This window comes from Mycolicibacter longobardus (assembly GCF_002102265.1).
GTDB classification, from domain to species: Bacteria; Actinomycetota; Actinomycetes; order Mycobacteriales; family Mycobacteriaceae; genus Mycobacterium; species Mycobacterium longobardum.
In genome coordinates, this window is sequence record NZ_LQPG01000011.1 from 82,543 (window position 1) to 108,977 (window position 26,435).

The following is a 26,435-nucleotide window of genomic DNA, read 5'->3' on the forward strand; positions in this document are numbered from 1 at the left end:
CCGCGCAGCGCGGAGCTGAATTGCGGACGGCGATCATCGACGCCACCCGCAAAATCGGTGAGCAGACCGCCTTCTACGGCAGTGCGCTGGCCGCCGTCGGGGACGCGGTCCGCCGATACCCCGGCGAGGTGTTGCGGTTGATCGCGGTCATGGGGATGGGGTCCGGGGCGCTGGCCGTCATCGGCGGCACGGTGGTCATCGTCGGGTTCCTCACCCTGTCCACCGGCGCGTTGATCGCGGTGCAGGGCTACAACACCTTGTCCAATGTCGGGATCGAAGCACTGACCGGCTTTCTCGGCGCGTTCCTCAACGTCCGGTTCATCGCCCCGGCCACCGCCGGGGTGGCATTGGCCGGGACCATCGGGGCCGGCGCGACCGCTCAGATCGGCTCGATGCGGATCAGCGAGGAGATCGACGCGCTGGAGGCGATGGGTATCCGGTCGATCACCTACCTGGCCGCCACCCGGATCGTCGCCGGAGTCCTGGTGGTGATACCGCTCTACACCATTGCCGTGCTGATGGCGTTCTTGGCGACCCGCTTCGGCACGACCGTGATCTATGGACAATCGCGAGGGGTCTACGACCACTACTTTTCGACGTTCCTGGAACCCACCGACCTGCTGTGGTCGTTTCTGTCCGCGTTGACGATGGCTGCCGCAGTCATGGTGGTGCACACCTACTACGGCTACACCGCGACCGGCGGCCCGGCCGGTGTCGGCGAGGCCGTAGGCCGCGCCGTGCGCACCTCGGTGACCGCAACGGTTTTCGTGCTACTGACCATCACCCTGTCCGTGTACGGACAGTCCGGCAACTTTCACCTGGCGGGGTGAGGCCGTGTCCACCGTGAATCGCAGCGCACCCCGCCGGCGCGGGATCGACCCGATCTGGTGGTCGCCCGTGTTGGTTGTGGTGGTCGTCGCACTGTCCGCCCTGACCGTTGTGCTGTTCTCCGGAACGTTCCGCGGGTACGTCCCAATCACCCTGGTGTCGGATCGATCTGGGTTGGTGATGGAAAACGGCGCCAAGGTGAAACTGCGGGGCATTCAGATCGGTGAGGTGAGCTCGATCGGAACCCAACCGGGATCCGATCAGAGCAGGCTCTCCACGCTCAAGCTGAAGATGTACCCGCGCCAGTTCGCCTACCTGCCGAGCAACGTCGAGGCCGAGATCAAGTCCAGCACCGCATTCGGCGCCAAATACGTCGACCTCGTCGTGCCGTCGGACGGTCCCAGCGGCCAGCGACTCCAAGCCGGTGCGGTGCTGCACTCTCGCAACGTGACGGTGGAAGTCAACACCGTCTTCGAGAACCTGCAGGCGGTGGTGCACGCCGTCGATCCGGCCAAGCTGAATTCGATCCTGTCGGCGGTGGCCGAATCCGTTCGGGGCAGGGGAGATGTCATGGGCCGGGCGATCACCGGTGCCAATACGGTACTGACGGCGGTGAACCCGCGGATGTCGACCGTGCAGCGCGACTGGCAGTTGTTCGGCCAGACTGCCCAGGCGTATTCCAATGCCGCGCAGGATATCCTGACCGTGTTGGACTCCGCTGCCACCACCAGCACGACGCTGTCCGCCCAGGCAGGCGAACTGGATGCGTTGCTGCTCGCCGCCGTCGGATTCTCGACGACCGGAGTGAACACCCTCGGTGCAAACGAGCGCGGACTGGTGCAGGCGCTGAATCTGATGGTGCCCACCACCGACCTGCTGGAGGAGTATTCACCGACCTACACCTGCCTGTTCCAGGGAGCTCAGTGGTTCTTGGAGAATGGCGGCCGGGATGCGATGGGCGGCAACGGAAGATCGGTCATCATGGACGCCGCGATGCTCGCCGGCGATGATCCGTACCGGTACCCGGACAACCTGCCGCTGGTCAATGCCCGGGGCGGCCCGGGTGGCAGGCCGAGTTGCGGGTCACTGCCCGACGTGAGCAAGAACTTCCCGGTGAAGTATCTGGTCACCGACACCGGTTTCGGTACCGGCCTGGATGTACGGCCCAATCCGGGGATCGGTTTTCCGGGCTTCGCCAACTATTTCCCGGTGACCAAGGCGGAGCCGGAACCGCCGAGAATCCGCTATCCCGGTCCACCCGCGCCAGGCCCGGAGCCGCCGCCATGACCCGCAACGTGGGCCGCACCCTGATCTGGGTGCTGCTGTTCACCGCGACGTGCCTGGTGTTCATCTTCATCCTGGTCACCGTGTTCGGACAGTTCCGATTCGACTCCCGAGTCGGCTACCGCGCCGAGTTCACCAACGTCTCGGGCCTGAAGGGCGGCAACTTCGTCCGTATCGCCGGGGTGGAGGTCGGCAAGGTGACGAACATGGCCCTGCGCGCCGACGGCACGGTCACGGTCGATTTCTCCATTGACAAGAGCCTGACCCTCACCGAGGGCACCCGGGCGGCGGTGCGCTACGAGAACCTCATCGGCGACCGGTACCTGTCCCTTGAGCAGGGCCCGGGCTCAGTGCACACACTGCGGCCCGGCCAGACGATTCCGCTGACGCGGACCCAACCCGCGCTCGATGTGGACGCGCTCATCGGAGGCTTCCGGCCACTGTTCCGCGCTTTGGATCCCGACCAGGTGAATGCGCTGAGCGGTGAACTGCTCACCGCACTGCAGGGCCAGGGCGGCACCATCGCATCGGTCCTGGCCCAGACCTCCGCCTTGACGAGAACGCTGGCCGGCCGCGACGAACTGATCGGTCAGGTGATCACCAACCTCAACACCGTGCTGGGCACCTTCAGCGCCCGCGATCATGAATTCGGCCGCGGGCTGGATTCGCTGGCGCAGCTGGTCCGTGGACTGGCCGAGCGCAGAACCGACATCACCAACGGGGTGGCCTACATCAACGCCGCGGCTGGATCGGTCGCCGACTTGTTGACGGTGGCCCGTGAACCGATTCGCGACGTCGTGCTGCAGACCGACCGGGCCGCCGGCCAGGTGCTGGAAGACGGTGACTACGTCGACGATCTGGTCAGGACGCTCCCCGATGCCTACCAGATTCTCGCGCGGAACGGACTCTACGGCGACTACTTCGGCTTCTATATGTGTGACCTGGTGATCAAGGTGAACGGTAAAGGCGGCCAACCGCTTTATTCCAAGATCATGAACCAGACAACCGGACGGTGCGCACCGAAATGACCAGACTGACACTGCCGCGGGTGACCATCAAGCCGCTCGCCGAACGCAACCGGCTCGCCGTCGGCGCGACCGGGATACTGCTGCTGGTCGCCTTGGTGGTCGCGGTGTTCAGCTACGACAGGTTGCCGTTCATCAAGGGCACGTCGGACTACGCCGCCTACTTCACCGAGTCGGGAGGCATCAAACCCAACAGCGACGTGCGGGTGTCGGGACTCGATGTGGGCCGGGTCGTGGGCCTGCGCCTGGAGGGCACGCGGGTACGAGTGATCTTCAGCGTTCGCAAGGGCGTCGCGCTCGGAGACAGGACCGAGGCCGCGATCAAGACCGAAACGGTACTGGGCAACAAATTCCTGGAACTCACGCCGCGCGGCGACGGCCGGCTCGCAGGTCCGATCCCGATTGAACGTACGACATCTCCGTACGACCTCCCGGAGGCCCTGGGAGATCTGACCGCGGTCATCAGCGGACTGGACACCATGCAGTTGTCTTCGGCGCTCACCACGTTGGCGGAGACGTTCAAGGACACCCCTCCGGATCTCAAGCTCGCGCTCGAAGGTGTGGCCAGGTTCTCCGACACGCTCGACAAGCGCGATGCCAAACTGCGCCAGTTGCTGGCCAACGCCAACAACGTCACCGGTGTGCTGGCCCAGCGCAGCGAGCAGATCGCCGGCCTGATCAGCAACAGCAACGCGCTGCTGGGCGAGCTGCTGTCGCAACGAAACTCCGTCGACGCGTTGATGACCAACCTGACCGCTGTGTCGCGGCAGATTTCGGCCGTGGTCGACGACAACCGTCAGCAGCTCAAGCCCGCAGTGGACAAGCTCAACGGCGTGCTGGGAGTCCTTGACAATCGCAGGGCCGAATTGCAGCGCACCCTATACCTGTTTCGTCGTTACGCCATGTCGTTCGGTGAAGTGCTGGGTTCCGGACCGTTCTTCAAAGCCTCAGTGGTGAACCTGATTCCGGGCCAGCTGGCTCAGCCGGCCATCGAGGCCGCATTCTCCGAACTGGGACTGGACCCCAATGTGCTGCTGCCCTCGGAGTTGACGGATCCGGGCGACGGCCAGCCGGGTACCCCGCCGCTGCCGATGCCGTTTCCCCGCACCGGGCAGGGCGGCGAGCCGAACCTGACCTTGCCCGACGCCATTACCGGCAATCCCGGAGACCCGCGATACCCGTACCGGGAGCCACTGCCGGCACCGCCACCGGGTGGACCGCCACCAGGGCCGCCCGCGCTCGGCCCGGCGAGCGGCGGGGGGAGCTGACGTGAGCAGTCATCGTGTGGCCGAATGGAATCAGTCGGCGAGCCGGGTGCGGCTGTTACGGCCGGCGACCGCGACCGCCCTGGTATTCATTCTTGTCGCGGCACTGATGCTGGTGGCCGGTCCGGGGGCGCATCTGCGCAAGCACGTCTACACGGCCTACTTCGCCAACACCAACGGCCTGTACACCGGGGACGAAATCCGCATCCTGGGGGTTGCCGTCGGAACGGTCGAACGCATCGAGCCGCTTCCTGACACGGCCAAGGTGACCTTCGCCGTCGACGCCCGTTACCCGGTCCCGGCCGATGTTCGGGCGGCGATTCTGTCACCGTCGTTGGTCAGCGCCAGGGCGATTCAGCTTGTCCCCGCCTACTCGGGCGGCCCCGAGCTGGCCGACGGTGCCACCATCACGCAGGACCGCACGGCAGTTCCCGTCGAGTGGGACGACTTCCGGCAGCAGCTGGAGAAGCTCACCGATTCCCTGCAGCCGACCAGCGGGGGAGAAACGAGCGCGGTGGGGGAGTTCATCAACACCGCAGCGGCCAACCTCCGAGGACAGGGTGATACCGCGCGCGACACGGTGATCAAGCTGTCGCAGGCGATGTCGGCGTTGGGGGACCACAGCACCGACATCTTCAGCACGGTCCGAAACATGCAGTTGCTGGTGTCGGCGCTGACATCCAGCAGTGATCTGCTGGCGGCGTTCAACGTCAACCTCGCGGATATCACCACCCTGCTGAGTAATTCACCCGGCGAGTTCGCCCAAGCGATGACCAGTCTCGACGGTGTGGTCAACGACCTACGAGGCTTCATCGCCGAAAACCGCGAGGGGTTCGGTGTCACCGTCGACCACCTCAATGCGATCACCACCGCGCTCAACGACAGCCGCGGCGACCTCAAACAGGTCCTGCACGTCGCCCCGACGGTGTTCCAGAACTTCGTGAACATCTATCAGCCGGCCCAGAGTGCCATCACCGGTATCATGGCGATGTCGAACTTCGCCAGCACCGTCCAGTTCATCTGCAGTGGAATCGAGGCGCTGGCGCGGGCGAACTCGCTGCAGGCATCGAAGATGTGCGTGCAGTATCTGGCGCCGATCATCAAGAACCGGCAATACAACTTCCTGCCCTTCGGGGTCAACCCGTTCGTCGGAACCGCGGCGCGGCCGAACGAAATCACCTACAGCGAAGACCGACTCAGGCCGGACCATCCTCAACAACCGGCCGAGTCGACTCGACAGCCCGTCGACCCCGATCAGGGCCTGCCCGGCCTGCTGCTTCCCCCGTCGCCGCCGGAAGGCACGCCGTGAAGCGCCTACTGGTCACCCTGTTGAGCATCGCCTGCTTGTCGGCCGCCACCGGCTGCCAATGGCGGGGCCTCAATTCGCTGAGCCTGCCCGGAACCGGACACGGTGACAGTTTCTACACGATTTCGGCCCAGCTGCCCGACGTCGTGGTCATTGAGCAGAACTCTCGCGTGCGAGTCGCCGACGTCAATGTCGGCAATGTGACCAAAATCGAGGTCCAGGACTGGCACGCGCTGGTCACCATGCGAATTGACCGCGCCGTGCGCCTTCCGGCGAACAGCACTGCCAAAGTCGGACAGACGAGCCTCCTGGGCTCGATGCACATCGAGTTGGCGCCTCCCACGGATGAACCACCGCAGGGCGAACTCCAAGACGGTGCCGTCATCCCGCTGTCGAGGGCCGCCACTTATCCGACCGCTGAACAGACTCTGGCGTCGGTCTCGGTTCTGCTCAACGGGGGCGGGCTCGCCCAGCTGCAGGAGATCAACCAGAGCTTCGCTCGCGCGCTGGCGGGGCGCGAGAACGACCTGCGCAGCTTGCTGAGTCAACTGGACACGTTCATCGCTGCGCTCAACGATCAGACCGGCGACATCATCTCGGCCAGCGAGAAGCTGAACGCGCTCGTCGGCCAGTTCGCCCAGCGGAATCCGACCGTCGACAGGGCGCTGACAACGATCCCGCAGGCACTGGCCGTGCTTTCCGATCGGCGCACCAAGCTCGCCGATGCCGCCGACGCACTCGGAAAGTTCAGCGCCATCGCCGTCTCGACCGTGAATCAGAGCAAAGGGGCCCTGGTGGCCAATCTGCGCAATATCGCGCCGGTACTGAGGTCCCTGGCCGACGCCGGTCCCGCGCTGACCCAGGGGCTGGACTTCCTGTCCACGTACCCGTGGGTCAAGAGCACCGTGCCCAACTGGTTTCGCGGTGATTTCGCCAACATCAGTCTCGTCGTCGACCTGACTTTGAGCCGGCTGGACAGCGGTCTGTTCACCGGAACACGGTGGGAAGGCGACCTCACCGAGCTGGAACTCCAGTGGGGGAGAACCGTCGGCCAGATGCCCAGCCCCTACACCGCCGGGAACCCGCTGATCGCCCCGTACCACTTCGGAGGCTACTGAGATGTTTCGGTTGTCACGGGCGGTGTGGACGCAACTGGCGATCCTGGCCACAGTCACCGTCATCGCCGGAGGCGTGATGGCGTTGGGCTTTGTGAAAGTACCGGCACTGTTCGGGATCGGCCGCTACACGGTGATAGTCGAACTGCCGGCGTCGGGCGGGTTGTATCCGACGTCGGTGGTGACCTACCGCGGCACCGAGATCGGCAGAGTCAAGGCTATCGACGTCGACCACGACGCCGTGCGTGCCGTGCTGAAACTCAACTCGTCGATCAAGGTGCCGGCGCCGGTGAAGGCGGCGGTGCACAGTCGCTCGGCGATCGGCGAGCAGTTCATCGAACTGACTCCGATCGGAACGGGAGAGGGCAGGCGGACCCTGCGCGCCGGAGATGTGATCCCGGTGGACAAGGTGCAGATCCCCGCCGATATCGCCGAACTGCTTGACGCCACAAACCGTGCGCTACAGGCGATCCCGCACGACAATCTGCAAACCGTCGTCGACGAGGCGCACAAGGCAGTGGGCGGCCTCGGCGCTGAACTGTCTCGTATCGTGGCGGGATCGACATCCTTGGCGATCCAGGCCGGCGAGGCCGCAGAACCGATTGCGCAGCTGATCGACCAGACGCCGCCGGTGTTGAACTCGCAAGTGCAGAAAGCAGATTCGATCGCGACGTGGGCGAAGCGGTTGGCGTCGATCACCGACCAGCTCAAGGCCGAAGACCGGGCGTTCTCGGGCTTGCTCAGCGTCGGCCCTGCGGCACTGGACGAAGGCAACGCGATGCTGGACAGGGTGGCTCCGGCGCTGCCGGTGTTGCTGGCCAACATGGTCAGCCTCGGTCAGATCGCCGTGACCTTCCACCAGGGCATCGAGCAGCTGCTGGTGTTGTTCCCGCAGGGAACCGCGGTGATGTCGGCGATCACGGTGGCCGATTCACACCTCGACACGCCGTATCGCGGCATCTACCTGGACTTCAACCTCAACATGAACTATCCGCCGCCGTGCAATACCGGGTTCCTGCCCGTTCGCCAGCAACGTGCACCCAGCCTGGTCGACTATCCGGATCGGCCCGCAGGTGAGCTGTATTGTCGGGTGCCGCAGGATTCGGACCTCAATGTGCGTGGCGCACGCAATATTCCCTGCGAGAACAATCCGGCCAAACGTGCTGCCTCGGTGGAGTTGTGCGAGAGCGACGAGCCATACATTCCGCTCAACGACGGCTACAACTGGAAGGGCGATCCCAACGCGACCCTGTCCGGCCAGTCCGTTCCCCAGGATCCGCCGAGGGTAGTCGCGCCTGAGCCGCCGGTTGCGTTCGTCCCCTACGACCCGCAGACCGGAAGTTACATCGGTCCGGACGGGAAGCGGTACACCCAGAGCAACGTGATCTCCGATCGGAAGGACCAGACATGGCAGACCATGCTGATGCCCCCGAGCGAATAGTCGACATACCTGCGCAGCAAGGGTTTTCAAGGGTTCGCATCCTTGCTGTGGCCGGCCTTGTCGTCCTGGGTCTGACCGCTGTGCTCGGCTGGCTCGGCTACCGAGACCACCAGGTGCGGCAGGCGCAGGCGCAGCGCGAGCAGTTCGTGCAGGTGGCGCGCCAGGCAGCGATCAACCTCACGACGATCAGCTACACGCAGGCCGACGCCGATGTGCAGCGCATCATCGACTCGGCGACCGGAGCATTCCAGGACGATTTCAGCCAGCGATCCCAACCGTTCCTCGACGTGGTCAAGCGTGCTCAGTCGGAATCGGAGGGCACCGTCACCGAGGCCGGTCTGGAGTCGGTGGACGGTGACCGCGCCGACGTATTGCTGGCGGTGTCGGTTCGCACCTCGATCGCCGGAACAGCTCAGCCGGAGCCGCGCCGGTGGCGGATGCGAATCAGCGTGCAGCGCACCGACGATGGCACCAAAGTGTCCAACCTGGTGTTCGTCCCGTGATCAGGGGTGCGCTGGCCGGCTTGGTCCTGATCCTGGCGCTCGCTGCCGGTTACGTGAGATGGCAGGAGGCTTCAGCGCGGGTGTCTCAGGAGGCAGCTGCGCAGTCCGTCAGCGCTGCAACCGATGCCACCATCGCCATGCTGTCCTACCGGCCCGACACGGTCGACACCGCCACGGCGGCAGCCGCCGATCAGCTGACCGGGTCATTCCGTGACGAATACACCCAGCTGATCGAGAATGTCGTTGCGCCGGGTGCCAAACAGCAGCACATCTCCACCGTGGTCCAGATCCCAGCGGCGGCCTCGGTGACGGCGAATACCAACCACGCGGTGGTCCTACTCTTCGTCGACCAGACCACGACCGTCGGAAAAGATCCGCCCACCAATACCGCATCGAGTGTGCGGGTCACCTTGGACAAGGTGGGCGGCCGGTGGTTCGTCTCGCAGTTCGATCCGGTGTAGGGGGAGGTGGCAGATGAGATACCACGTGAGTCGCCTGGCGGTGCTGCTGATGGTCATTGCCGGGGCGTCGGCCGCACCCCTGGCCGCTGCCGACAATTCGCGTCTGAACGACGGCGTCGTGACCAACATCTACACCATTCACCGCGACGCCGGTTGTGCCGAGCGGGTTGCGGTCGATCCCCGGCTACGGCTGGCGGCCGAATGGCACGCCAAAGATGTTCTCGGGCATCGTGATCTGGACGGCGACCTCGGTTCGGACGGATCCACACCGCAGACCCGGGCTCAGGCCGCCGGATTCCCGGGCGCGGTCGCCCAAACCGTGGCGATCAACCCCGCACTGTCGATCAGCGGCATCGAGATCCTCAACCGCTGGTATTACAACCCGGCCGATCTTGCTGTCATGTCCGACTGCGCCAAGTCTGCCGTCGGGGTGTGGCCGGAGAACAGCTTCGACCGCTCCGTCGTGGTCGCCGTCTACGGTGCGGCGGCTGGCGGCGCCGCGTAGTACCGTGATCAGCGCGGACGAGTTGGCCGGGCGGCCGCGGCTCGCGTTGAGCGGGTCGAGGAAAGTCCGGACTTCACAGAGCAGGGTGATTGCTAACAGCAATCCGAGGTGACTCGCGGGATAGTGCCACAGAAAACAGACCGCCACCTTTTAGGTGGTAAGGGTGAAACGGTGCGGTAAGAGCGCACCAGCGTGCCGGGTGACCGGTACGGCTTGGTAAACCCCACCCGAAGCAAGGCCAAGAAGGCCGCACTTAGGTGCGGTCGCGCAGGTGTTTGAGGGCTGCTCGCCCGAATCTGCGGGTAGGCCGCTTGAGGTACCCGGCGACGGTGTGCCCAGATGGATGGTCGCCGCCGCACCGCATCCGCGGTGCGGAACAGAATCCGGCTTACAGGCCAGCTCGTCCGCCCCAGGGCTGGCCGCCGGCGGCGACCGCTCCTGCGGCCGACTGTCGTCCCGATGGGGGCTACTTTGTCGTCCATGACGAACGAAGAACAACTCCGGCAGATAGCCAGGGACGTATTCCCGGACTGGTCGCGGCCGCCCAGGATCGTGGTTGAGCAGATCCGCGAGCTGGTCAGGCGATGGCCGGTTGAAGGCTTCGCCCGCGCGAAGCTGCCCGATCAGCAGCGCCGTCTGGTGTGGATCGACAGGCAGGCGATCGGGCAGCTGGACTACATCGCGGACGCTGCGGAGGAGCAGAATCTGGCTGCGGTGGTCCGGCCGCTGAGCCAGGTCACGGGGGTCGACGTCAACGCCTATGGATCAGCGGACGGTTTCGGGGAGCGGACGTACCGGCGTGCAGCGATGGTGTGCTTCGCATCGGGGGATCCGATCGTGGTCGACACGACCCAACACACGAACGACAGCCTTCGTGGTCACGCCGACCGGTTCATCGATCGAGTACTGGACGCACTGGCGGGCATACCCGCCGGGGAATAGCCGCGCTCTGAAGCGAACAGAGTCCGGCCTAGGGGCCGGCTCGTCCGCCCCGGAACGTCGCCATCGATTCGGCGAGCTCATCGAGTGCCTGGTCGAGTTGGGCGCGGCAGTCGCGGGCGATGTCACGTTCCTGCTGATAGAGCAACCCGTAGGTGAAGGTGTCCTCGCCGGCTTCCTCGGCGGCCCGGGCCTCGGTGAGCAGATGCTCCCGGCTGACCACGCTGTCCTGATGTTCACCCAGCAGGGTCTGAATGGTCTTGGCCTGTTTCGCGATCGACGGTGCACCCATGGCCGAGGCGGTGTAGCGCAGCCGTTTGGCCGCCTTGCGGATCCGGTGCAGGGCGACGTCTTGTCGCGCCCGGTCTCGGCCGGCACCGCTGACGCGGGTGGCTTTGGCGGCCTTGCGAACTCGCCGGTACGCGGCTCGAATGGTGCCGGGGGAGCGGTCGCCGGGATCTCCAGCGGTGGACTCGGCGGCCAAGGTCTCGAGGCGATCGAGCAGTTGCCGATACCGGGGCGAGTCCATCGCGGCCACCGATTCGGCCCAACCGGCCCGGTACGCCTCCTCGGCGCCACCCACCAGACGCTCGACGACCCGGCCCCGCACCAGCTGCGGCGCCATCCGGTCCAGTGCCCGGCGGTATCGCTGCGCCAGCACCTCGGCGTCCCGGGCGGTCCCGAGTACTCCGGCCAGCCAGCGCAGGTCGGCATCGATGGCGCGACTGTCGGTGAACCGGTTGGGCTCCGCTCGCAGCAGACTGCGGATCCGGCGAATGGTCACCCGCATCTGGTGCACCGCGTCGTCGGCGTCGGCCCGCACCGCGTGCTCGATCACCGGCAGTTGCTCGACCTGTTCGGCGACGGCCTGCAGCAGCGGGTCCGGATCGGCCAGAGCGTCGGCGGGTGGCGAGCCCAGTGCCCGCGCCAGCTTCGAACCGTGTCCGGCCGGAGTGGCGCCGGAGTCGACCAGCCGGCCGCTGAGCCGGTCCAGCAGGGTGGCGTCCGGGTCGCCGGCCCGGAGTTCGATCTCCCACTCCCGCCACCGCTGCTCACCGGTACCGGGTTGGAATGTCGAAGCGGTGACATGGTCGTCGCAGAATTCGGCCGCCACGGCACCGTCGTCGCCGTGCAACAGATATACAACGCGGGTGGTGCTGATCCGCGCCACCGGCGCCAGCGGCCGGCCACGCACCACGGCGCGCACCATCTCGGCCAACTCGGCGGGGACCTCGTCGTCGGCACCGCCCAGCGGCAGACGGACCTCGGTGCGAGCATCCGGACCGGCCGGCAACTTCAGATGCCAGCCGGCGTCGACGCCCCCGGTCCGGCGGCGCAAGGTGAGCTTTCGGCGTGCCAGATCTTGGGCGGACGTGTCGAAATACACCGCCTCCAGGGCCTGCACCGGCCATTGCTCGACTCGTGCCACCCCGGCGACTCCGGTGAATGCCGGTGTCGGTGTCTCCTCGGTGACGTCGAACTTGCGTTCCACTTCCCGATGATGCGCTGCGCGCGTGCCAGGCATCTTCGCCTCCTTACCCTGCACAGTGCCCCATTCAACGGCACCGGCGGCGGGTGCGGGGATAGGGCGGTGCAAATGGGGTAACAAAGGGGGTAGCCCAGGAAGTGGTGACCTGCGGGATCCCTCGACCTCGACGGAGAAAGCGCCATGGCCATCCTGAATATCGCTGTCCTGCTCGCCTTGAGTTCGGCGTTGTGCGTCGCGATCGGTGACGTACTGCAGCAACATGCCGCGCATCGGGTCACCGACAAGTCCATCGGCCACATCGGACTGATTGCGCACCTGCTCCGCAACCGGCGGTGGCGATGGGGCACGCTGGCGCTGATCGCCAGCCTCGGTCTGCAGGCAGCGGCGCTGGGCCGGGGTTCGGTGCTCCTGGTGCAGCCGCTGCTGACACTGTCGCTGCTGTTCGCCCTGCCGATCTACGCGAGGATGTCGCGTCGCACCGTGGCGGCCCGCGAATGGATCTGGGCCGGCCTGCTGACCGCCGCGGTGAGCGTGATCGTGACCGTGGGCAACCCGCAGGCCGGTCTTTCCAAAGCTTCGGTTCAGACGTGGGCCGTCGTGGCCGCGGTCTTGGGTCCGCTGCTGCTGGTGTGCGTCGTCGTGGCGCAGGTCCGCGGCGGCGCCCCGGCAGCGGTGCTGTTCGCCTTGGCGTCGGGTTCGCTCTGGGGCGTCTTCGCCGTGCTCACCAAGGAGGTCGTCCACACGCTGGGGGACGGGGTATGGGCGGTGGCCCGGACACCGCAGCTCTACGCCTGGCTGCTGGTCATGCTGGGTGGCGTCATCTGGAGTCAGGCGGCATTTCGGGCCGGGCCCCTGACCGCGTCGATGCCGGCCCTGCAGGTTTCGCAGCCGGTGGTGGCGGCGGTACTGGGGGTCGTCGTGCTCGACGAGACGCTGAACACGGGCCCCGCCGGAATGATTGCTTTGGCAGCGGCAGCGCTGGTGATGGCGGCGTCGATCTTCCAGCTTGCGCGCGACGACGCCGTCGCGACGTGCGGCCCGGCAGACCGGGACGGTGGCCGGGCTGAACCGATAGCTCCAGCGACAGGCGCGCGCGGGGGCCTGAGACGCTAACCGGTGTCGGACCGGGCCGCCGGTTGCAGGTCACGGCTCGCCGTCGCCTCCGGCGCCTCAACGGCCCAATGTCGGCGCCCCACCGCGACCGCCCCGGCTTCACCGGCTCCCAGCCAGTCGTGCAGCCGCGTCAACGGTTTGGGTGCCCACCAGCTCCGCGGGCCGATCAGGTGCATGAAGGCCGGGACCAGGACCATCCGCACCAGGGTGGCGTCGGCCAGGACGGCAAGGGTCAGGCCGACACCGAGCATCCGCATGAAAGACACCTGGGCGGGGATCAACGCGGCGAACGAGATCGACATCACCAGGGCGGCCGCGGTGACCACCCGGCCGATTCCGGCCAGGCCCAACGCCGTGCTCTCGTCGTTGGCGGCACGCGGGTCGGTCGCCCGGTCCGCGCCCGCGGCCAGCCAGTATTCCCGGATCCGCGAAACCAGAAACACCTCGTAATCCATGGACAGCCCGAAGGCGATGCAGAACAACAGCATTGGGATAGTGGCGTGCAACGTCCCGGTCGGGCTGGTGCCCAATGCGCCGAGGTGACCGTTTTGAAAGATCCACACCATGGCGCCGAATGCCGCCGTCAGCGACAACAGGTTGCACACCCACGCCTGCAGCGGCAGCACTGCGCTGCCGGTGAGCAGGAACAACAACGCAAAGGTGACGACGGCGATCAGCCCCAGCACCAGCGGAAGACGCTTGGCGATCGCGTCGACGCTGTCGCGGCTGGTCTGCGCCAAGCCCGCTATCTCCACCGACCGTCCCGCCGGCCCGATGAACGTGTGCAAACGGTCCAGCTGTTCGGCAGAGGCCGGCGAAAACAGCGGCGCGGAGCTCTCGACGGTCAGGAACGCGCTGCCGTCGGCGATGCCGGCGGGACCGGCGCGCGGGCCGACGCGCCGGCCGGCCACGAAAGTACCCCCGGGTGCGGCCACCGCCGGCACGTCGGGAATCCGCGACAGGTCGGCGGCATAGCGTTGCAGGTCAGCGGGGTCTAAGTCACGAGCGTCGGGCACCACCACGGAATGCGCCACGCCGAAGTCCTCGGCGAAATCGTTCTCCAACATGTCGGCGACTTGGCGGGCCGATGCGGACGGGGGAAGAACGCGTTCGTCGGGAAAGCCCCAGTGCACCCCCAGAAACGGAATGCCGAGCAGCAGCAACAGCCCGATCACCGCCGCACCGACCGGCGCGGCATGGCGCAGCACGAACTTCGTCGACCGGTACCAGAAGAAATTCGACTTGATCTGCTTTCGCGCGCCGTCGGGTCGCCACTTCACTCGGGGCAGCACCCGGCGCGCCAGCGTGTGCACATCGAGCGCGTCCAGGCGCGATCCCAACACTACGATCAGCGCCGGCGCCAGCACGACGGCAGCGACCGCGACAATGACCGCGGTAGCCACCACCGTGTAGGCCGACGATTTCAGAAAGGACATCGGAAACACGATCAGCACCGCCATCGACAGGGCGACGGTGGTCGCCGAGAACAGCACCGTGCGCCCGGCGGTGGCCATGGTCCGGTACAGCGCCCGCTCCGGGTCGCTGTCCGAGGCGAGCTCTTCGCGATAGCGGCTGATGATCAGCAACGTGTAGTCGATCGCCAGGGCCAGCCCCATGGCGATGCTCAGGTCCAGTGCGTACGTCGAGACGTCGGTGGTGAAACCGATCAGCCGCAGGATCGACATGGTCCCCACGATTGCCAACGCGCCCAAGGCAATCGGCAACGCTGCCGCCACCAGTCCGCCGAACACCCAGACCAGCACCGCGAAGCTCAGCGGAATCGCTATGGACTCCATCAACAGCAGGTCGTGCGCGTTCTGCCGGTTGATCTGGTCGTAGGCCACCGCCATGCCCCCGGCGCGGACGGTCACGTCGTCACGGTCATACACCAGTTCGGCCGACAGGGTCTTGGCGTATTTCTGCGCGGCGTTCTCGTCGCCCTCGAGGTTGGCCACGATCAGCCCGGAGTTGTTGTCCTTGCTGACCAGCCGGGCGGCGGTCCGAGGCGGCTGGGTGGTCCACGGCGACGCGACGTTGCGCACCCACGGCGACCGTTGCAGCTGGTCGACGATCTCGATGCCGACCCGGCGCGCCGGAGCACTGCGGGCGCCGGCGGGGGTGGTCACCATGATCATCATCTTCTGATCGGTCTGGCCGAACTTGTCCCTGAGCACCTGGGTCGCCCGTGCCGATTCCGACGTCGGATCTTGAAAGCCGCCCGCCGACAAACTGTGGACCACAGGAAGGCCGAACACGGTTGCCGCGGCCGCGACCAGGACGGCGAGCGCGATGATGCGGCGCGGCGCGACGATGGCCAGTCGCGTGATCGCATGCAGCATCTTGTCGTCCCTCCGCTGCGGGTTCTCGGACCTGATTCGTATACCCATGCGGCGCGTTATCCATCCCGGGCCGCTGGCCTGCGGGTATCGGTGATTGATTGCGTCATTCGGCGGGTACGTGTGGGATAGAGGCCACCCACCTCGGCGAATGCGTTCGACGCATTTCGGCGGGCGCGGTGAGCGCAGGCGGCGTCGCCGCCTAGACAATCGATGGGATAACTGGTGAGCACAATGGACGACGCCATCCGGATACGGCTCGCAGCCGAAGATGACTGGCACGCGGTCTACGAGCATCAGGCCCGCACATTCGGGGTGAATGTGGAATTGCGGGACATCGAGGCCTGGAAGAAACGGGTCCAGCTGGAGGACATCCTGGTCGTCGAGGACATATCCGACCCGGAACACCCGTACCTGGTGGCGACATCGCTGTGCTACCGGCTGCGACTCACCGTTCCGGGTGGGGCAAGTCTTGACGCACCACTGCTGGCGATGGTGACGGTCGCCGCAACGCATCGGAATCGAGGAATCTGGCAGCAGGTCAGCGCCCGGGGGTTCGGGATGCTCATGGAGCGCGACTACCCGATTCTGTGCGGCGTTCCCACCCGGACCCCCATGTACGAGGTCTTGGGTGCCGGCGTCGCGACCTATACCCGGACCTACAACGTTGATCCGCGTTCCGCGAAGTTGCGAACCGCGCCAGGTCCCAGCCGGGCGCGGGAAGTCACCGCCGCCGAGGCGGCACGCTGTCTGCCCCCGATCTACGACCGATGGTGCGAACAGACCCATGGTGCGCTGAGCCGGGACAGCGCCTGGTGGGGCGACTATCTGCAGGACAGGTCGACACAGCGGGACGACGGATCGTCACTCAGTTTCATCGTTCATCCCGACGGTTTCCTGACATACCGGGTGCTCGGGGCTTCGCCACACGCGTACCGGCCACCTTTCGGCACGGTCGTGGTCCAAGATTTCTGCCCCATTACCGCCGAGGCGCACACCGAATTGCTTTCGGCCCTCTTGGTGCTGGACCTATTCGACAATATTGCGATCCAAGTCCCGGTCGATGATCCGCTTCCACTCAAGCTCAAAGACCAGCGTGCCGCTGCGACCGCGGGGATAGACGATTTCCTCTGGTTGCGAATCATGAACATTCCCGACGCGCTCAGTGCGCGGCAATACGGCGCCGACGTCGATATCGTCCTGGAAATCACCGACCCACTCAATGTCGCAGGCGGAACGTTTCTGCTGCAGACCGGCGACGGGTCCGGAAAATGCACGCCCCACGACGGGCCTGCCGACATCAAAATCGGCCTGGGTGACCTGGGAAGCATCTACATGGGCGCGCACCGGCCGGTCGAACTCAGCCGGGCCGGCCGCATCAGCGAACTGCGCAGCGGCGCGTTGGCCGACCTGGATGCCGCGTTCAGTGTCGAGCGAGCGCCCTATTGCGGGATGCTGCTGTAACGGTCGAGCTGTCGCGCTTAGAAGCAGTGCTCCTCGGCCGGGAACGTTCCCGCCGCCACCTCGTCGGCATACTGTGCTGCCGCACGGCGCAATTCAGCGCCCACGTCGCCGAAGCGCTTGACGAATCGGGCGGTCTTGCCGGTGGTCATGCCGGCCATGTCCTGCCACACCAGAACCTGAGCGTCGCAGTTGGGCCCGGCGCCGATCCCGACGGTGGGGATGGTCAGCTTGCCGGTGATCTGGGTGGCCAGCTCGGCGGGCACCATCTCCATCACCACCGCGAACGCGCCCGCTTCCGCCACCGCGATCGCGTCGGCGACGGTCTGCTCGGCGGCGTCACCGCGTCCCTGCACCCGGAAGCCGCCCAGGGTGTTGACGCTCTGCGGGGTGAACCCGATGTGCGCCATCACCGGGATCCCGGCCGCGGACAGCGTCGCGATCTGCTCGGCCACCCGCTCGCCGCCCTCCAGCTTGACCGCGTGCGCGCCGCCCTCCTTCATGAACCTGGTGGCCGTCGCCAGTGCCGCCGCCGGGCCGCCTTCATAGGAGCCGAACGGCAGGTCGGCGACCACCAGCGCATGCGGGGCGCCGCGCACCACCGCGCGGACCAGCGGAATCAGCTCATCGATCGAGATCGGCACCGTGCTGTCGTAGCCGTAGACCACATTGGCCGCCGAGTCGCCGACCAGCAGCACCGGGATACCGGCGTCGTCGAAGATCCGGGCGGTGGAGTAGTCGTAGGCCGTCAGCATCCCCCACTTGCGGCCCTCGCCCTTCATCTGCTGCAGATGGTGGACGCGGGTTTGCGGAGCTCGGGCGGGGCCGGATTTCACATCGGGCGAAGAGCCGTAAACGTGCTCAGACATCGTTGTCCCTCGAATTGGTCGGGTCGATCCTCGAGGCCCTTGACCGGGTCCCCGGGTCGTCTGACATCAGCCAGTGTGCCACCTGCGGCGGTGCAGCTGAACCTCCAGGTGCAGTGGATTTCCTCACACCGCCACGCGCTGAGCGCACCAGGTGCCGGGGCTTGCCCGGACGTGCATGGCAGCATGTGGTGTCATGAGCCTGACCCGCGACAGGATCGCGCGCACCACCCTGACCTGCCTCGCGATCGCGGTGGTGGCCCTCACGGTCGGCAGTTGCACCCGGATGACGCCGGGGCACGCGGTGCTGGCCGTCCCTCAGCTCGGCCAGCCGGTCCAGTGGGACAAATGCCGATTCACCGCCGACACCAACATCAAGGTGCCCGCCGACGCCCAGTGCGGGTTCATCGGGGTGCCGGTCGACTATTCCAAGCTGCAGGGCGCCGTCGCGCGGCTGGCGATGATCAGGTTCCCGGCCACCAAGGACAAGATCGGTTCGCTGGTGATCAACCCCGGCGGGCCGGGGGAGTCCGGTATCGAAACCGCGGTTGGCCTGGTCAACACGCTGCCGCGCCAGGTCCGCGAGCGTTTCGATCTGGTCGGGTTCGACCCGCGCGGGGTGGCGTCGTCGCGGCCGGCGGTCTGGTGCAACTCGGATGCGGAGAACGACCGGCTGCGTGCCCTCAACCAGGTCGACTACAGCCCCGAGGGTGTGGAGCGCATCGAGAACGAGACCAAGGACTACGTCGAGCGCTGCCTGGACAAGACCGGCAAGGAGTTCCTGGCCAACGTCGGCACCGTCAACGTCGCCCGCGACCTCGACGCGATCCGCGCCGCGCTGGGCGACGACAAGCTGACCTACCTGGGCTACTCCTACGGAACCCGGATCGGCTCGGCCTACGCCGAGGCTTTCCCGCAGAACGTGCGCGCGATGATCCTCGACGGCGCGGTGGACCCGAACGCCGACCCCATCGAGGAGGATCTGCGGCAGGCGCAGGCCTTCCAGGGCGCGTTCGACGATTTCGCGGAGGACTGCGCCAAGGACACCGACTGCCCGTTGGGCACCGACCCGGCCAAGGCCGTCGACGTCTACCACAGCCTGGTCGACCCGCTCGTCGAAAAGCCCGCCAAGACCAAGGATCCGCGCGGGCTCAGCTACAGCGACGCGATCGTCGGCACCATCATGGCGCTGTACTCGCCGACGTTCTGGACCCATCTCAACGACGGCCTGGCGGATCTGGTCGACGGACGCGGCGACATCATGTTGAGCCTGGCCGATCTGTACATGCGTCGCGACGCCAACGGTCACTACACCAATGCCACCGATGCCCGGGTCGCGGTCAACTGCGTCGATCAGCCGCCGGTCTCCGACCGCGAAAAGGTGATCGACGAAGACCGTCGTTCGCGTGAGCTGGCGCCGTTCATGAGCTACGGAAAGTTCACCGGCCACGCGCCGCTGGGCACCTGTGCGTTCTGGCCGGTGCCCCCGACCACCGAGCCGCACACCATCTCGGTGCCCGACCTGCCGCCGACGATGGTGGTGTCCACCACCCGCGACCCGGCGACGCCGTATCAGGCCGGCGTGGACTTGGCCAAGCAGCTCGGCGGCGGTCTGCTGACCTTCAACGGAACTCAGCACACGGTGGTGTTCCAGGGCAACGAATGCGTCGACGGATTCGCCACGCGTTACCTGGTCGACGGCACCTTGCCGCCTGCCGATGCGAAGTGCTGAGCGCTGATACGCTTCGCGGTATGGACCGTCAGAAGGAGTTTGTGCTCCGCACGCTGGAGGAACGCGACATCCGTTTCGTCCGGCTCTGGTTCACCGACGTACTCGGATATCTGAAGTCCGTCGCGATCGCCCCCGCTGAACTCGAGGGCGCCTTCGAGGAGGGCGTGGGCTTCGACGGTTCGGCGATCGAGGGCTTCGCCCGGGTCTTCGAATCCGACATGGTGGCCCACCCCGACCCCTCCACCTTCCAGTTGCTGCCGTGGACGTCGGACAACGGCCGGCAGTACTCGGCCCGGATGTTCTGCGACATCACCATGCCGGATGGATCCCCGGCCTGGGCGTCGTCGCGGCATGTCCTGCGCCGGCAGCTGGCCAAGGCCGGAGAACTGGGTTTCGCCTGCTACGTGCACCCCGAGATCGAGTTCTTCCTGCTGGAGCCCGGGCCGTACGACGGCTCGGTGCCGGTGCCCGCCGACGACGCCGGCTACTTCGACCAGTCGATCCACGGCTCGGCCGCCAACTTCCGCCGGCACGCCATCGACGCCCTGGAATCGATGGGCATCTCGGTGGAGTACAGCCACCACGAGAACGCCCCGGGCCAGCAGGAGATCGACCTGCGCTACGCCGACGCGTTGTCGATGGCCGACAACGTGATGACGTTCCGCTACCTGATCAAGGAGATCGCGCTCAAGGAGGGTGTGCGGGCCTCGTTCATGCCCAAGCCGTTCCGCGAGTATCCCGGTTCGGCCATGCACACCCACATGAGCCTGTTCGAGGGTGAGGTCAACGCCTTCCACAGCCCCGATGACCCGCTGCAGCTGTCGGCCACCGCCAAGTCGTTCATCGCCGGGATTCTTCAGCACGCCAGCGAGATCAGCGCCGTCACCAACCAGTGGGTCAACTCCTACAAGCGCCTTATTCACGGTGGGGAAGCACCCACCGCGGCATCCTGGGGCGCATCCAACCGTTCAGCACTGGTGCGGGTGCCGATGTACAGCCCGCACAAGACGTCGTCGCGTCGCGTCGAGATCCGCAGTCCGGACTCGGCGTGCAACCCCTACCTGGCGTTCGCGGTGCTGTTGGCCGCCGGCCTGCGCGGGGTGGAGCAGGGCTACGAGCTCGGTGCGGAGGCCGAGGACAACGTGTGGGCGCTGACGCCCGAGGAGCGCCGGGCGATGGGCTACCGCGAACTGCCCGGCACCCTGGAGCGGGCGTTGACCGAGATGGAGAACTCCGAGCTGGTGGCGGAGGCGTTGGGGGAGCAGGTCTTCGACTTCTTCCTGCGCAACAAGCGTCAGGAGTGGGCGAACTACCGCAGCCACGTGACCCCCTACGAGCTGCAGAACTACCTGGCGCTGTAGGAGCCTCCGACGCCTCATGGCCCATCCCGGAGTGCAGCGCCGTAAGTTGCCCAGCGTCGGGCGGCTCGGTTTGGTCGACCGGTCCGCCGCGGCGGACCTGACCCGGCTGGGCTGGTACAGCACCTACAGCCAATCGCACGTCGACGTGCTCTGGGCGTTGTCGCGGGCACCCGACGCCGATGTCGCGTTGCGCGCCCTGGTCCGACTGTCCGAGGCGCCGGGAATCGACTGGGACGAACTGAGCGCGGCGCTGTTGGCCGATCGGGGTCTGCGTGGGCGGCTGTTCGGGGTGCTGGGATCCTCTCTGACACTGGGGGATCACCTGATCACCCACCCGTACGCCTGGAAACTGTTGGCCAGCCCCGAGAACAACGACGGCTCTGACCCTTGGACGATCACCCTGCCGCCGGCGGATGTGCTGCGCGCCATGTTCGCCGACTGCATCGCCGCGACGACGGACGGCTGCTACGCCGAGCGGCTGCGGTCGCTGTACCGCGATCGGCTGTTGGTGCTGGCGGCACGGGACCTGGCACCCACCGTGGAGCACCTGCCGGAGCTGCCCTTCGTGGCGGTCGGGGAACACTTGGCCGACCTGGCCGACGCGGCCCTGGCGGCCGCGCTGCAGGTGGCGGAACTGACTGTGTGCGGGGTCGACGGAGCCGACGCTGCGCCTCGCCTGGCGGTGATCGCAATGGGCAAATGCGGTGCGCGGGAACTGAATTACGTCAGCGATGTCGACGTCATCTTCGTCGCTGAAGACGCCGACTCGGTGACCAGCCGGGTGGCCGGTGAGCTGATGCGGGTGGCCGGCGAGGCGTTCTTCGAAGTCGACGCCAATCTGCGGCCGGAGGGCCGCCACGGCGCATTGGTGCGGACCTTGGAATCGCACATCGCCTACTACCAGCGGTGGGCAAAGACCTGGGAGTTCCAGGCGCTGCTCAAGGCCCGGCCCGCGGCCGGTGACCTCGAGCTGGGCCGGGCCTACGTCGACGCCCTGCTGCCGATGGTGTGGACCGCCTGCGAGCGTGAGGATTTCGTCACCGACGTGCAGGAGATGCGCCGGCGGGTGGCGCAGCTGGTGCCTGCGGACATCCGGTCTCGTGAGATCAAGCTGGGTCCCGGCGGATTGCGTGATGTGGAGTTCGCGGTGCAACTGCTGCAGTTGGTGCATGGCCGCGCCGACGAGTCGTTGCGGGTGGCGTCCACCGTCGACGCGCTGGCCGCGCTCGGCGCGGGCGGCTACGTCGGCCGGGAGGACTCGGCGGATCTGACCGCGTCGTATGAGTTTCTGCGCCTGCTCGAACACCGGCTGCAGCTGCAGCGGCTCAAGCGCACCCACACGCTGCCGCCGATCGATGACGACGAGGCACTGCGCTGGCTGGCCCGCGCCGCCCACATCCGGCCGAACGCCCGCCATGACGCACTGGGGGTGCTGCGCGAAGAGCTCAAGGCCCAGAACCTGCGGGTGTCGCGGCTGCACGCGAAGCTGTTCTACCAGCCGCTGCTGGAAGCGGTCGGCCCCGCCGGGTTGGAACTTGCCGGCGGCCTGACGCCGGGCGCCGCCGAACGCCAATTGGCCGCGCTGGGCTACGAGGCGCCGCATAACGCCCTGACGCATCTGGCCGCGCTGACCAATCAGAGCGGCCGCCGCGGCCGGGTGCAGACAGTGCTGCTGCCCAAGTTGCTGTACTGGCTGTCGGACACCCCCAACCCCGACGCGGGGCTGCTGGCCTACCGGCGGCTCAGCGAGGCACTGGCGATGCAGCGCTGGTATCTGAGCACCCTGCGCGACAGCAGCGCCGTCGCCAAACGTCTCATGCGAGTGCTGGGCACCTCGGCCTACATCCCGGATCTGCTGCTGCGGGCACCCGACGTCATCCAGGCTTACGGCGACGGCCCGGCCGGCCCGAAACTGCTCGATTCCGAGCCGGAGGCGGAGGCGCGGGCGCTGATCGCCTCCGCAGCGCGTTACCGCGACCCGAAGCGTGCGATCGCAGCCGCCCGCAGCCTGCGCCGCCACGAGCTGGCCCGCATCGCCTCGGCGGACCTGCTGGGCATGCTCGAGGTCCGCGACGTCTGCCGGGCGCTGACCGCGGTGTGGGTGGCGGTGCTGCAAGCAGCCTTGGACGCGATCGTCCGGGTCAACCTGCCCGACTCGCCCGACACAGGCGCGCAGGCGGCGGCCCCGGCCCGAATCGCGGTCATCGGCATGGGCCGGCTCGGCGGCGGCGAACTCGGCTACGGCTCGGACGCCGACGTGATGTTCGTGTGCGAAGCCGCCGACGGGGTGAGCGATACCGACGCGGTGCGCTGGGCGACGTCGATCTTCGAGCAGGTCCGAGCGCTGCTGGGGACCGCCAGTGCGGACCCGCCGCTGGAGATGGACATCAATCTGCGTCCCGAAGGCCGTAACGGCCCGCCGGTACGTACCTTGGCTTCCTACGCGGCCTACTACGCGCAGTGGGCGCAGCCCTGGGAGATTCAGGCGTTGCTGCGGGCGCACTCTGTCGCCGGTGATCCGGATCTGGGCCGCCGCTTCCTGTTGATGGCCGACAAAACCCGGTACCCGGCCGGCGGGGTGTCGGCCGACGCCGTGCGCGAGATCCGCCGGGTGAAGGCACGTGTCGACGCCGAGCGGCTGCCGCGGGGAGCCGACCCCAACACGCACACCAAACTGGGCCGGGGCGGGCTGGCCGACGTCGAGTGGACCGTGCAGCTCTTGCAGTTGCGCCACGCCCACGAAATCCCGGAGCTGCACAACACCTCGACGCTGGAAACCCTGGACGCCATCGCCGCCGCCGGGCTGCTCGAAGAGGAAGAGGTGGACCGGCTTCGGCAGGCCTGGCTGACCGCGACCCGTGCCCGCAACGCTCTGGTGCTGGTGCGCGGCAAACCCACCGACCAGCTGCCCGGACCGGGACGTGCGCTCAACGCGGTTGCGGTGGCCGCCGGCTGGCCCGGCGGTGACGGCGGTGAGTTCCTGGACAACTACCTGCGGGTGACGCGACGCGCGAAGGTCGTGGTGCGCAAGGTATTCGGAGATTGAAGGAGAACATCTGTGGTGGATTTCCGGGCTCGCTCGAAGGTACCGACGATCAGCGGCGACGAGCGCGCGCGGTTGTTGGACCGCTATGGGCCGCTGGCCCAGGCGGTACGCGACCTGATCGACGCCACCATTCGCACCCAAGCCGATGACACCACAGCTCGGGAGGTGACCGCCCAGGTGCGGGAGCTGACCGAGCGACTCCACGCCGGAACCCTCAGCGACCAACCCGGACTGCGCTACGTGGTCGATGGGCGGCCGCTGGCATGGGGTAACGCCGTGGTGGGCCTGCGTAATCCGATCGCCCCGCCACTGGTGATCCAGCACGGGGAGAACGGTCACTGCTGGAGCGACTTTCACCTCGGCGCGGCCTACGAGGGCCCGCCATCGCTGGTCCACGGCGGGGTCAGCGCCCTGGTGCTCGACCATCTGCTGGGTGAGGCGGCCAGCGACGGCCTGACCAAACCGCTCTACACCGGCACGATCACGGTGAAATACCTGCGCGGGACACCCCTGGGGCCGCTGCACGCCGAGGCGTCGATATACCGCAAAGACGGCGTCAAAACCTATGCCCGCGGGCATATCTCGGACGCGTCCGGGGTGACCGTGGAGGCCGACGGGGTTTTCATCACGCCGTCCTGGGCCCGCGACGGGGTGGGGTGACGGGGCCTTCGGGACTTACCCGGCTGCGGCCGGGGAGTCGAGGAACCGCCAGATGTCGGCGTCGGTGAGTCCGGCTTCGCGTTCAGCGTCCTGGAGAGGCATGCGGATACCCCTGGCCAAGAACGTGCGCCGATCACGCGCGAGCGTGGCAAGGTCAGTCACGAGCTCGGCGCCGAACTCGCCGTCGTCCAACGCACTCATTCGGTTCACCTCCTACGCAACCTCGATCGTGGCGCGCCACATCCCAATCTTGGCATCATACGCCGCCGTCGTGACCAGGTATCGAAGTCCGCGGCCGAGCAATATCTCACCTTGCCCGGGATACACCGAGATGTCCTCGATTGCTGCGGCTGGAACCCCAGCCGGAGCGTGGATAGCTAGCCGAACTGGCGCCTTGTATTCCCTCGTCGATCCGCCGCCGGGTAGCCGAGTGGTCGACATGTATCCGAGTTCTGTTCGCTGAGTGCCAACGATTTTGGACAGGTCTTCGCCTCGGGCGATTTTGAACGTCTCTTGCATGTCGATGGTGCGAGTGAGGACTGTTGGCTGTGCGAGTGGATTCGTCGCCAGTACCGCGTCGATGTCCTTCACCTTCGCCGCCACCGCGGGTTCAACGGGAACCTGCCCGCGTCGCAACCACTGGTTGATGCGCTTGTGCCCGTCGCCGGTGTAGTCGACCACCGATTGGCGATACCGCCCAGTGATGCCCTTGGCGTGTGTCCGACTCACCTTCAACCACTGTGGGTCCGGTCCGTGCGGACCGCCTCCTTTGCCGCGCATGGTTGTCTCCGTGCTGTTGCGGCCGCGTTGAGCTCGGCCTCAACACCGGTGTCTTCACCAGCACTGTTGCCATAACCCGACGCTAAAAACCACTCCCGACAACACCGGCGAACCAGACCACGTCGACACCCCGGACTGTGGATGAAACCCCAACTGGGGATAACCCGCATGCGGGCTGACCAGCGCGAACGCGCTGGGGAGGCGATCTTTCTGATTGTTTGCTATGGTTTTTCTTCAGAAATACTCATGTCGCTGCCTGGTTGGCGGCGTGGGTTCGGCCAAATGGGGGTTGTGCAGATGTCAGGTCATGTCCGTCGGTTCGGTGTCGGAGTCGGCTTGGTCAGTGGGGCCGTAGCGGTTGCGGTGACGCTCGGGCTGGGCGCCCCCGCCGGTGCCACCGATCAGCTCGTTGGTCTCACGGCCGCTGCCGGGAGCGCCGATTCGACCGATCTGTTGATCATCGCCAGCACGAATTTCCTCGATGCCAAGGACATCTACACCGGGATAGACACCTCGGAGTTGTCCGACACGTTGCTCCGGGCGGTCGAGTCGATAGAGCGCATTCCAGACATTCTGGACAGGGTTGTGACCCTCGTGGACGACGGGCTTGCACCGGCCCAATCGGTGATCCTCGCGCATTCCGGTTCGCTGGCGGAGTTGATCGATCAACTGTTCTTCGCGCCCCTCAACCAGCAGTGGGTGGATGCCAGCGAGTCGATGCTCGGTGCAACGCAGGCGCTCGACAGTGCAATTGCAGACGGATCAGTCACCGACGCCATGAGCGCTCTGCTTGAGGCGAGCGGGGTCAACCTCTTTCAGTTGCTCCCGGCGATGATTGCGTCCGCCCCCGTCCTGTGGATCGGCGGCCTGTTCGATGATGCCGTGGCCGCCTCGGACTTCTCCGGCTTCTTGTTCTGAC

At 66.7% G+C, this 26,435-nt stretch carries 23 protein-coding genes and 1 other RNA gene; 19 read left to right on the forward strand and 5 right to left on the reverse strand.

Annotation, left to right across the window (positions count from 1 at the left end; all coding sequences use genetic code 11):
* Positions 1–20: 20 nt before the first annotated feature.
* The 12 genes from AWC16_RS06520 (at position 21) to AWC16_RS06575 (ending at position 10,675) form a co-directional block, all read left to right on the forward strand.
* Complete coding sequence (locus AWC16_RS06520; protein WP_276062571.1) at positions 21–830, forward strand: ABC transporter permease; 810 nt, start codon at positions 21–23, stop codon at positions 828–830.
* 13 nt (positions 831–843) lie between these two features.
* Complete coding sequence (locus tag AWC16_RS06525) at positions 844–2,115, forward strand: MCE family protein (protein ID WP_085264114.1); 1,272 nt, start codon at positions 844–846, stop codon at positions 2,113–2,115.
* Entirely contained in the window at positions 2,112–3,140 is a 1,029-nt protein-coding gene (locus AWC16_RS06530; RefSeq protein WP_085263976.1) for an MCE family protein, read from the forward strand. Before AWC16_RS06525 ends, AWC16_RS06530 begins: the two co-directional genes overlap by 4 nt.
* Positions 3,137–4,405 (forward strand): MCE family protein, encoded by a 1,269-nt coding sequence (locus AWC16_RS06535; protein ID WP_085264115.1) that lies wholly within the window; start codon positions 3,137–3,139, stop codon positions 4,403–4,405. Before AWC16_RS06530 ends, AWC16_RS06535 begins: the two co-directional genes overlap by 4 nt.
* Position 4,406: 1 nt before the next feature.
* A complete protein-coding gene (locus AWC16_RS06540) occupies positions 4,407–5,711 on the forward strand; it encodes an MCE family protein (RefSeq protein WP_272937807.1) in 1,305 nt (434 codons plus the stop codon).
* Positions 5,708–6,826 carry a virulence factor Mce family protein gene (locus AWC16_RS06545; RefSeq protein WP_085263977.1) on the forward strand — a complete coding sequence of 373 codons (1,119 nt, stop codon included), beginning with the start codon at positions 5,708–5,710 and terminating at the stop codon, positions 6,824–6,826. Before AWC16_RS06540 ends, AWC16_RS06545 begins: the two co-directional genes overlap by 4 nt.
* 1 nt (position 6,827) lies before the next feature.
* Positions 6,828–8,264 carry an MCE family protein gene (locus AWC16_RS06550; RefSeq protein ID WP_085263978.1) on the forward strand — a complete coding sequence of 479 codons (1,437 nt, stop codon included), beginning with the start codon at positions 6,828–6,830 and terminating at the stop codon, positions 8,262–8,264.
* The gene (locus tag AWC16_RS06555) at positions 8,231–8,767 is read left to right on the forward strand and encodes a tetratricopeptide repeat protein (RefSeq protein WP_109561308.1); all 537 of its coding nucleotides are present in this window, start codon (positions 8,231–8,233) and stop codon (positions 8,765–8,767) included. The genes AWC16_RS06550 and AWC16_RS06555 overlap by 34 nt, the downstream gene beginning before the upstream one ends.
* Positions 8,764–9,228 carry a hypothetical protein gene (locus AWC16_RS06560; RefSeq protein ID WP_085263979.1) on the forward strand — a complete coding sequence of 155 codons (465 nt, stop codon included), beginning with the start codon at positions 8,764–8,766 and terminating at the stop codon, positions 9,226–9,228. Before AWC16_RS06555 ends, AWC16_RS06560 begins: the two co-directional genes overlap by 4 nt.
* A 13-nt stretch (positions 9,229–9,241) precedes the next feature.
* Positions 9,242–9,733, forward strand: a complete 492-nt coding sequence (locus AWC16_RS06565; RefSeq protein WP_085263980.1) for a CAP domain-containing protein — start codon at positions 9,242–9,244, stop codon at positions 9,731–9,733.
* Positions 9,734–9,751: 18 nt separating this feature from the next.
* An RNA gene (rnpB, locus tag AWC16_RS06570) (RNase P RNA component class A) lies at positions 9,752–10,140 on the forward strand.
* 145 nt (positions 10,141–10,285) lie between these two features.
* The gene (locus AWC16_RS06575) at positions 10,286–10,675 is read left to right on the forward strand and encodes a hypothetical protein (RefSeq protein ID WP_234812149.1); all 390 of its coding nucleotides are present in this window, start codon (positions 10,286–10,288) and stop codon (positions 10,673–10,675) included.
* Positions 10,676–10,703: 28 nt separating this feature from the next.
* On the opposite strand, the gene AWC16_RS06580 is transcribed toward AWC16_RS06575, so the two are convergent.
* Complete coding sequence (locus AWC16_RS06580; protein WP_085263982.1) at positions 10,704–12,197, reverse strand: CYTH and CHAD domain-containing protein; 1,494 nt, start codon at positions 12,195–12,197, stop codon at positions 10,704–10,706.
* Positions 12,198–12,341: 144 nt separating this feature from the next.
* Here AWC16_RS06580 and AWC16_RS06585 point away from each other — a divergent pair, with 144 nt between their 5' ends.
* Entirely contained in the window at positions 12,342–13,274 is a 933-nt protein-coding gene (locus AWC16_RS06585) for a DMT family transporter (RefSeq protein WP_085263983.1), read from the forward strand.
* On the opposite strand, the gene AWC16_RS06590 is transcribed toward AWC16_RS06585, so the two are convergent.
* Positions 13,271–15,613, reverse strand: a complete 2,343-nt coding sequence (locus tag AWC16_RS06590; RefSeq protein WP_085263984.1) for an MMPL family transporter — start codon at positions 15,611–15,613, stop codon at positions 13,271–13,273. The genes AWC16_RS06585 and AWC16_RS06590 overlap by 4 nt on opposite strands.
* A 222-nt stretch (positions 15,614–15,835) precedes the next feature.
* Here AWC16_RS06590 and AWC16_RS06595 point away from each other — a divergent pair, with 222 nt between their 5' ends.
* Positions 15,836–17,074 carry a GNAT family N-acetyltransferase gene (locus AWC16_RS06595; protein ID WP_085263985.1) on the forward strand — a complete coding sequence of 413 codons (1,239 nt, stop codon included), beginning with the start codon at positions 15,836–15,838 and terminating at the stop codon, positions 17,072–17,074.
* 17 nt (positions 17,075–17,091) lie between these two features.
* Here AWC16_RS06595 and panB read toward each other — a convergent pair whose 3' ends face one another.
* On the reverse strand, positions 17,092–17,940 hold the full coding sequence (gene panB, locus AWC16_RS06600) for a 3-methyl-2-oxobutanoate hydroxymethyltransferase (protein ID WP_085263986.1): 849 nt from the start codon (positions 17,938–17,940) through the stop codon (positions 17,092–17,094).
* A 193-nt stretch (positions 17,941–18,133) separates the two neighbouring features.
* On the opposite strand from panB, the gene AWC16_RS06605 reads away from it, so the two are divergent.
* Genes AWC16_RS06605 through AWC16_RS06620 form a run of 4 tightly spaced genes read left to right on the forward strand, consistent with a single transcriptional unit; the run spans position 18,134 to position 24,736 of the window.
* Entirely contained in the window at positions 18,134–19,669 is a 1,536-nt protein-coding gene (locus AWC16_RS06605; RefSeq protein WP_085263987.1) for an alpha/beta hydrolase, read from the forward strand.
* Positions 19,670–19,689: 20 nt separating this feature from the next.
* Entirely contained in the window at positions 19,690–21,030 is a 1,341-nt protein-coding gene (gene glnA / locus AWC16_RS06610) for a type I glutamate--ammonia ligase (RefSeq protein ID WP_085263988.1), read from the forward strand.
* Positions 21,031–21,046: 16 nt separating this feature from the next.
* The gene (locus AWC16_RS06615) at positions 21,047–24,076 is read left to right on the forward strand and encodes a bifunctional [glutamine synthetase] adenylyltransferase/[glutamine synthetase]-adenylyl-L-tyrosine phosphorylase (protein WP_085263989.1); all 3,030 of its coding nucleotides are present in this window, start codon (positions 21,047–21,049) and stop codon (positions 24,074–24,076) included.
* A gap of 12 nt (positions 24,077–24,088) precedes the next feature.
* Positions 24,089–24,736: a PaaI family thioesterase gene (locus tag AWC16_RS06620; RefSeq protein WP_085263990.1), complete on the forward strand. Its 648-nt coding sequence runs from the start codon at positions 24,089–24,091 to the stop codon at positions 24,734–24,736.
* Positions 24,737–24,751: 15 nt separating this feature from the next.
* On the opposite strand, the gene AWC16_RS06625 is transcribed toward AWC16_RS06620, so the two are convergent.
* Positions 24,752–24,937, reverse strand: a complete 186-nt coding sequence (locus tag AWC16_RS06625) for a hypothetical protein (RefSeq protein ID WP_085263991.1) — start codon at positions 24,935–24,937, stop codon at positions 24,752–24,754.
* 12 nt (positions 24,938–24,949) lie between these two features.
* Positions 24,950–25,516, reverse strand: coding sequence for an ADP-ribosyltransferase (locus tag AWC16_RS06630; protein ID WP_085263992.1), 567 nt, complete (start codon positions 25,514–25,516; stop codon positions 24,950–24,952).
* A gap of 168 nt (positions 25,517–25,684) precedes the next feature.
* Between AWC16_RS06630 and AWC16_RS06635 the strand changes: the two genes are divergently transcribed.
* Positions 25,685–26,434, forward strand: a complete 750-nt coding sequence (locus tag AWC16_RS06635; protein WP_234812150.1) for a hypothetical protein — start codon at positions 25,685–25,687, stop codon at positions 26,432–26,434.
* Position 26,435 lies beyond the last annotated feature (1 nt).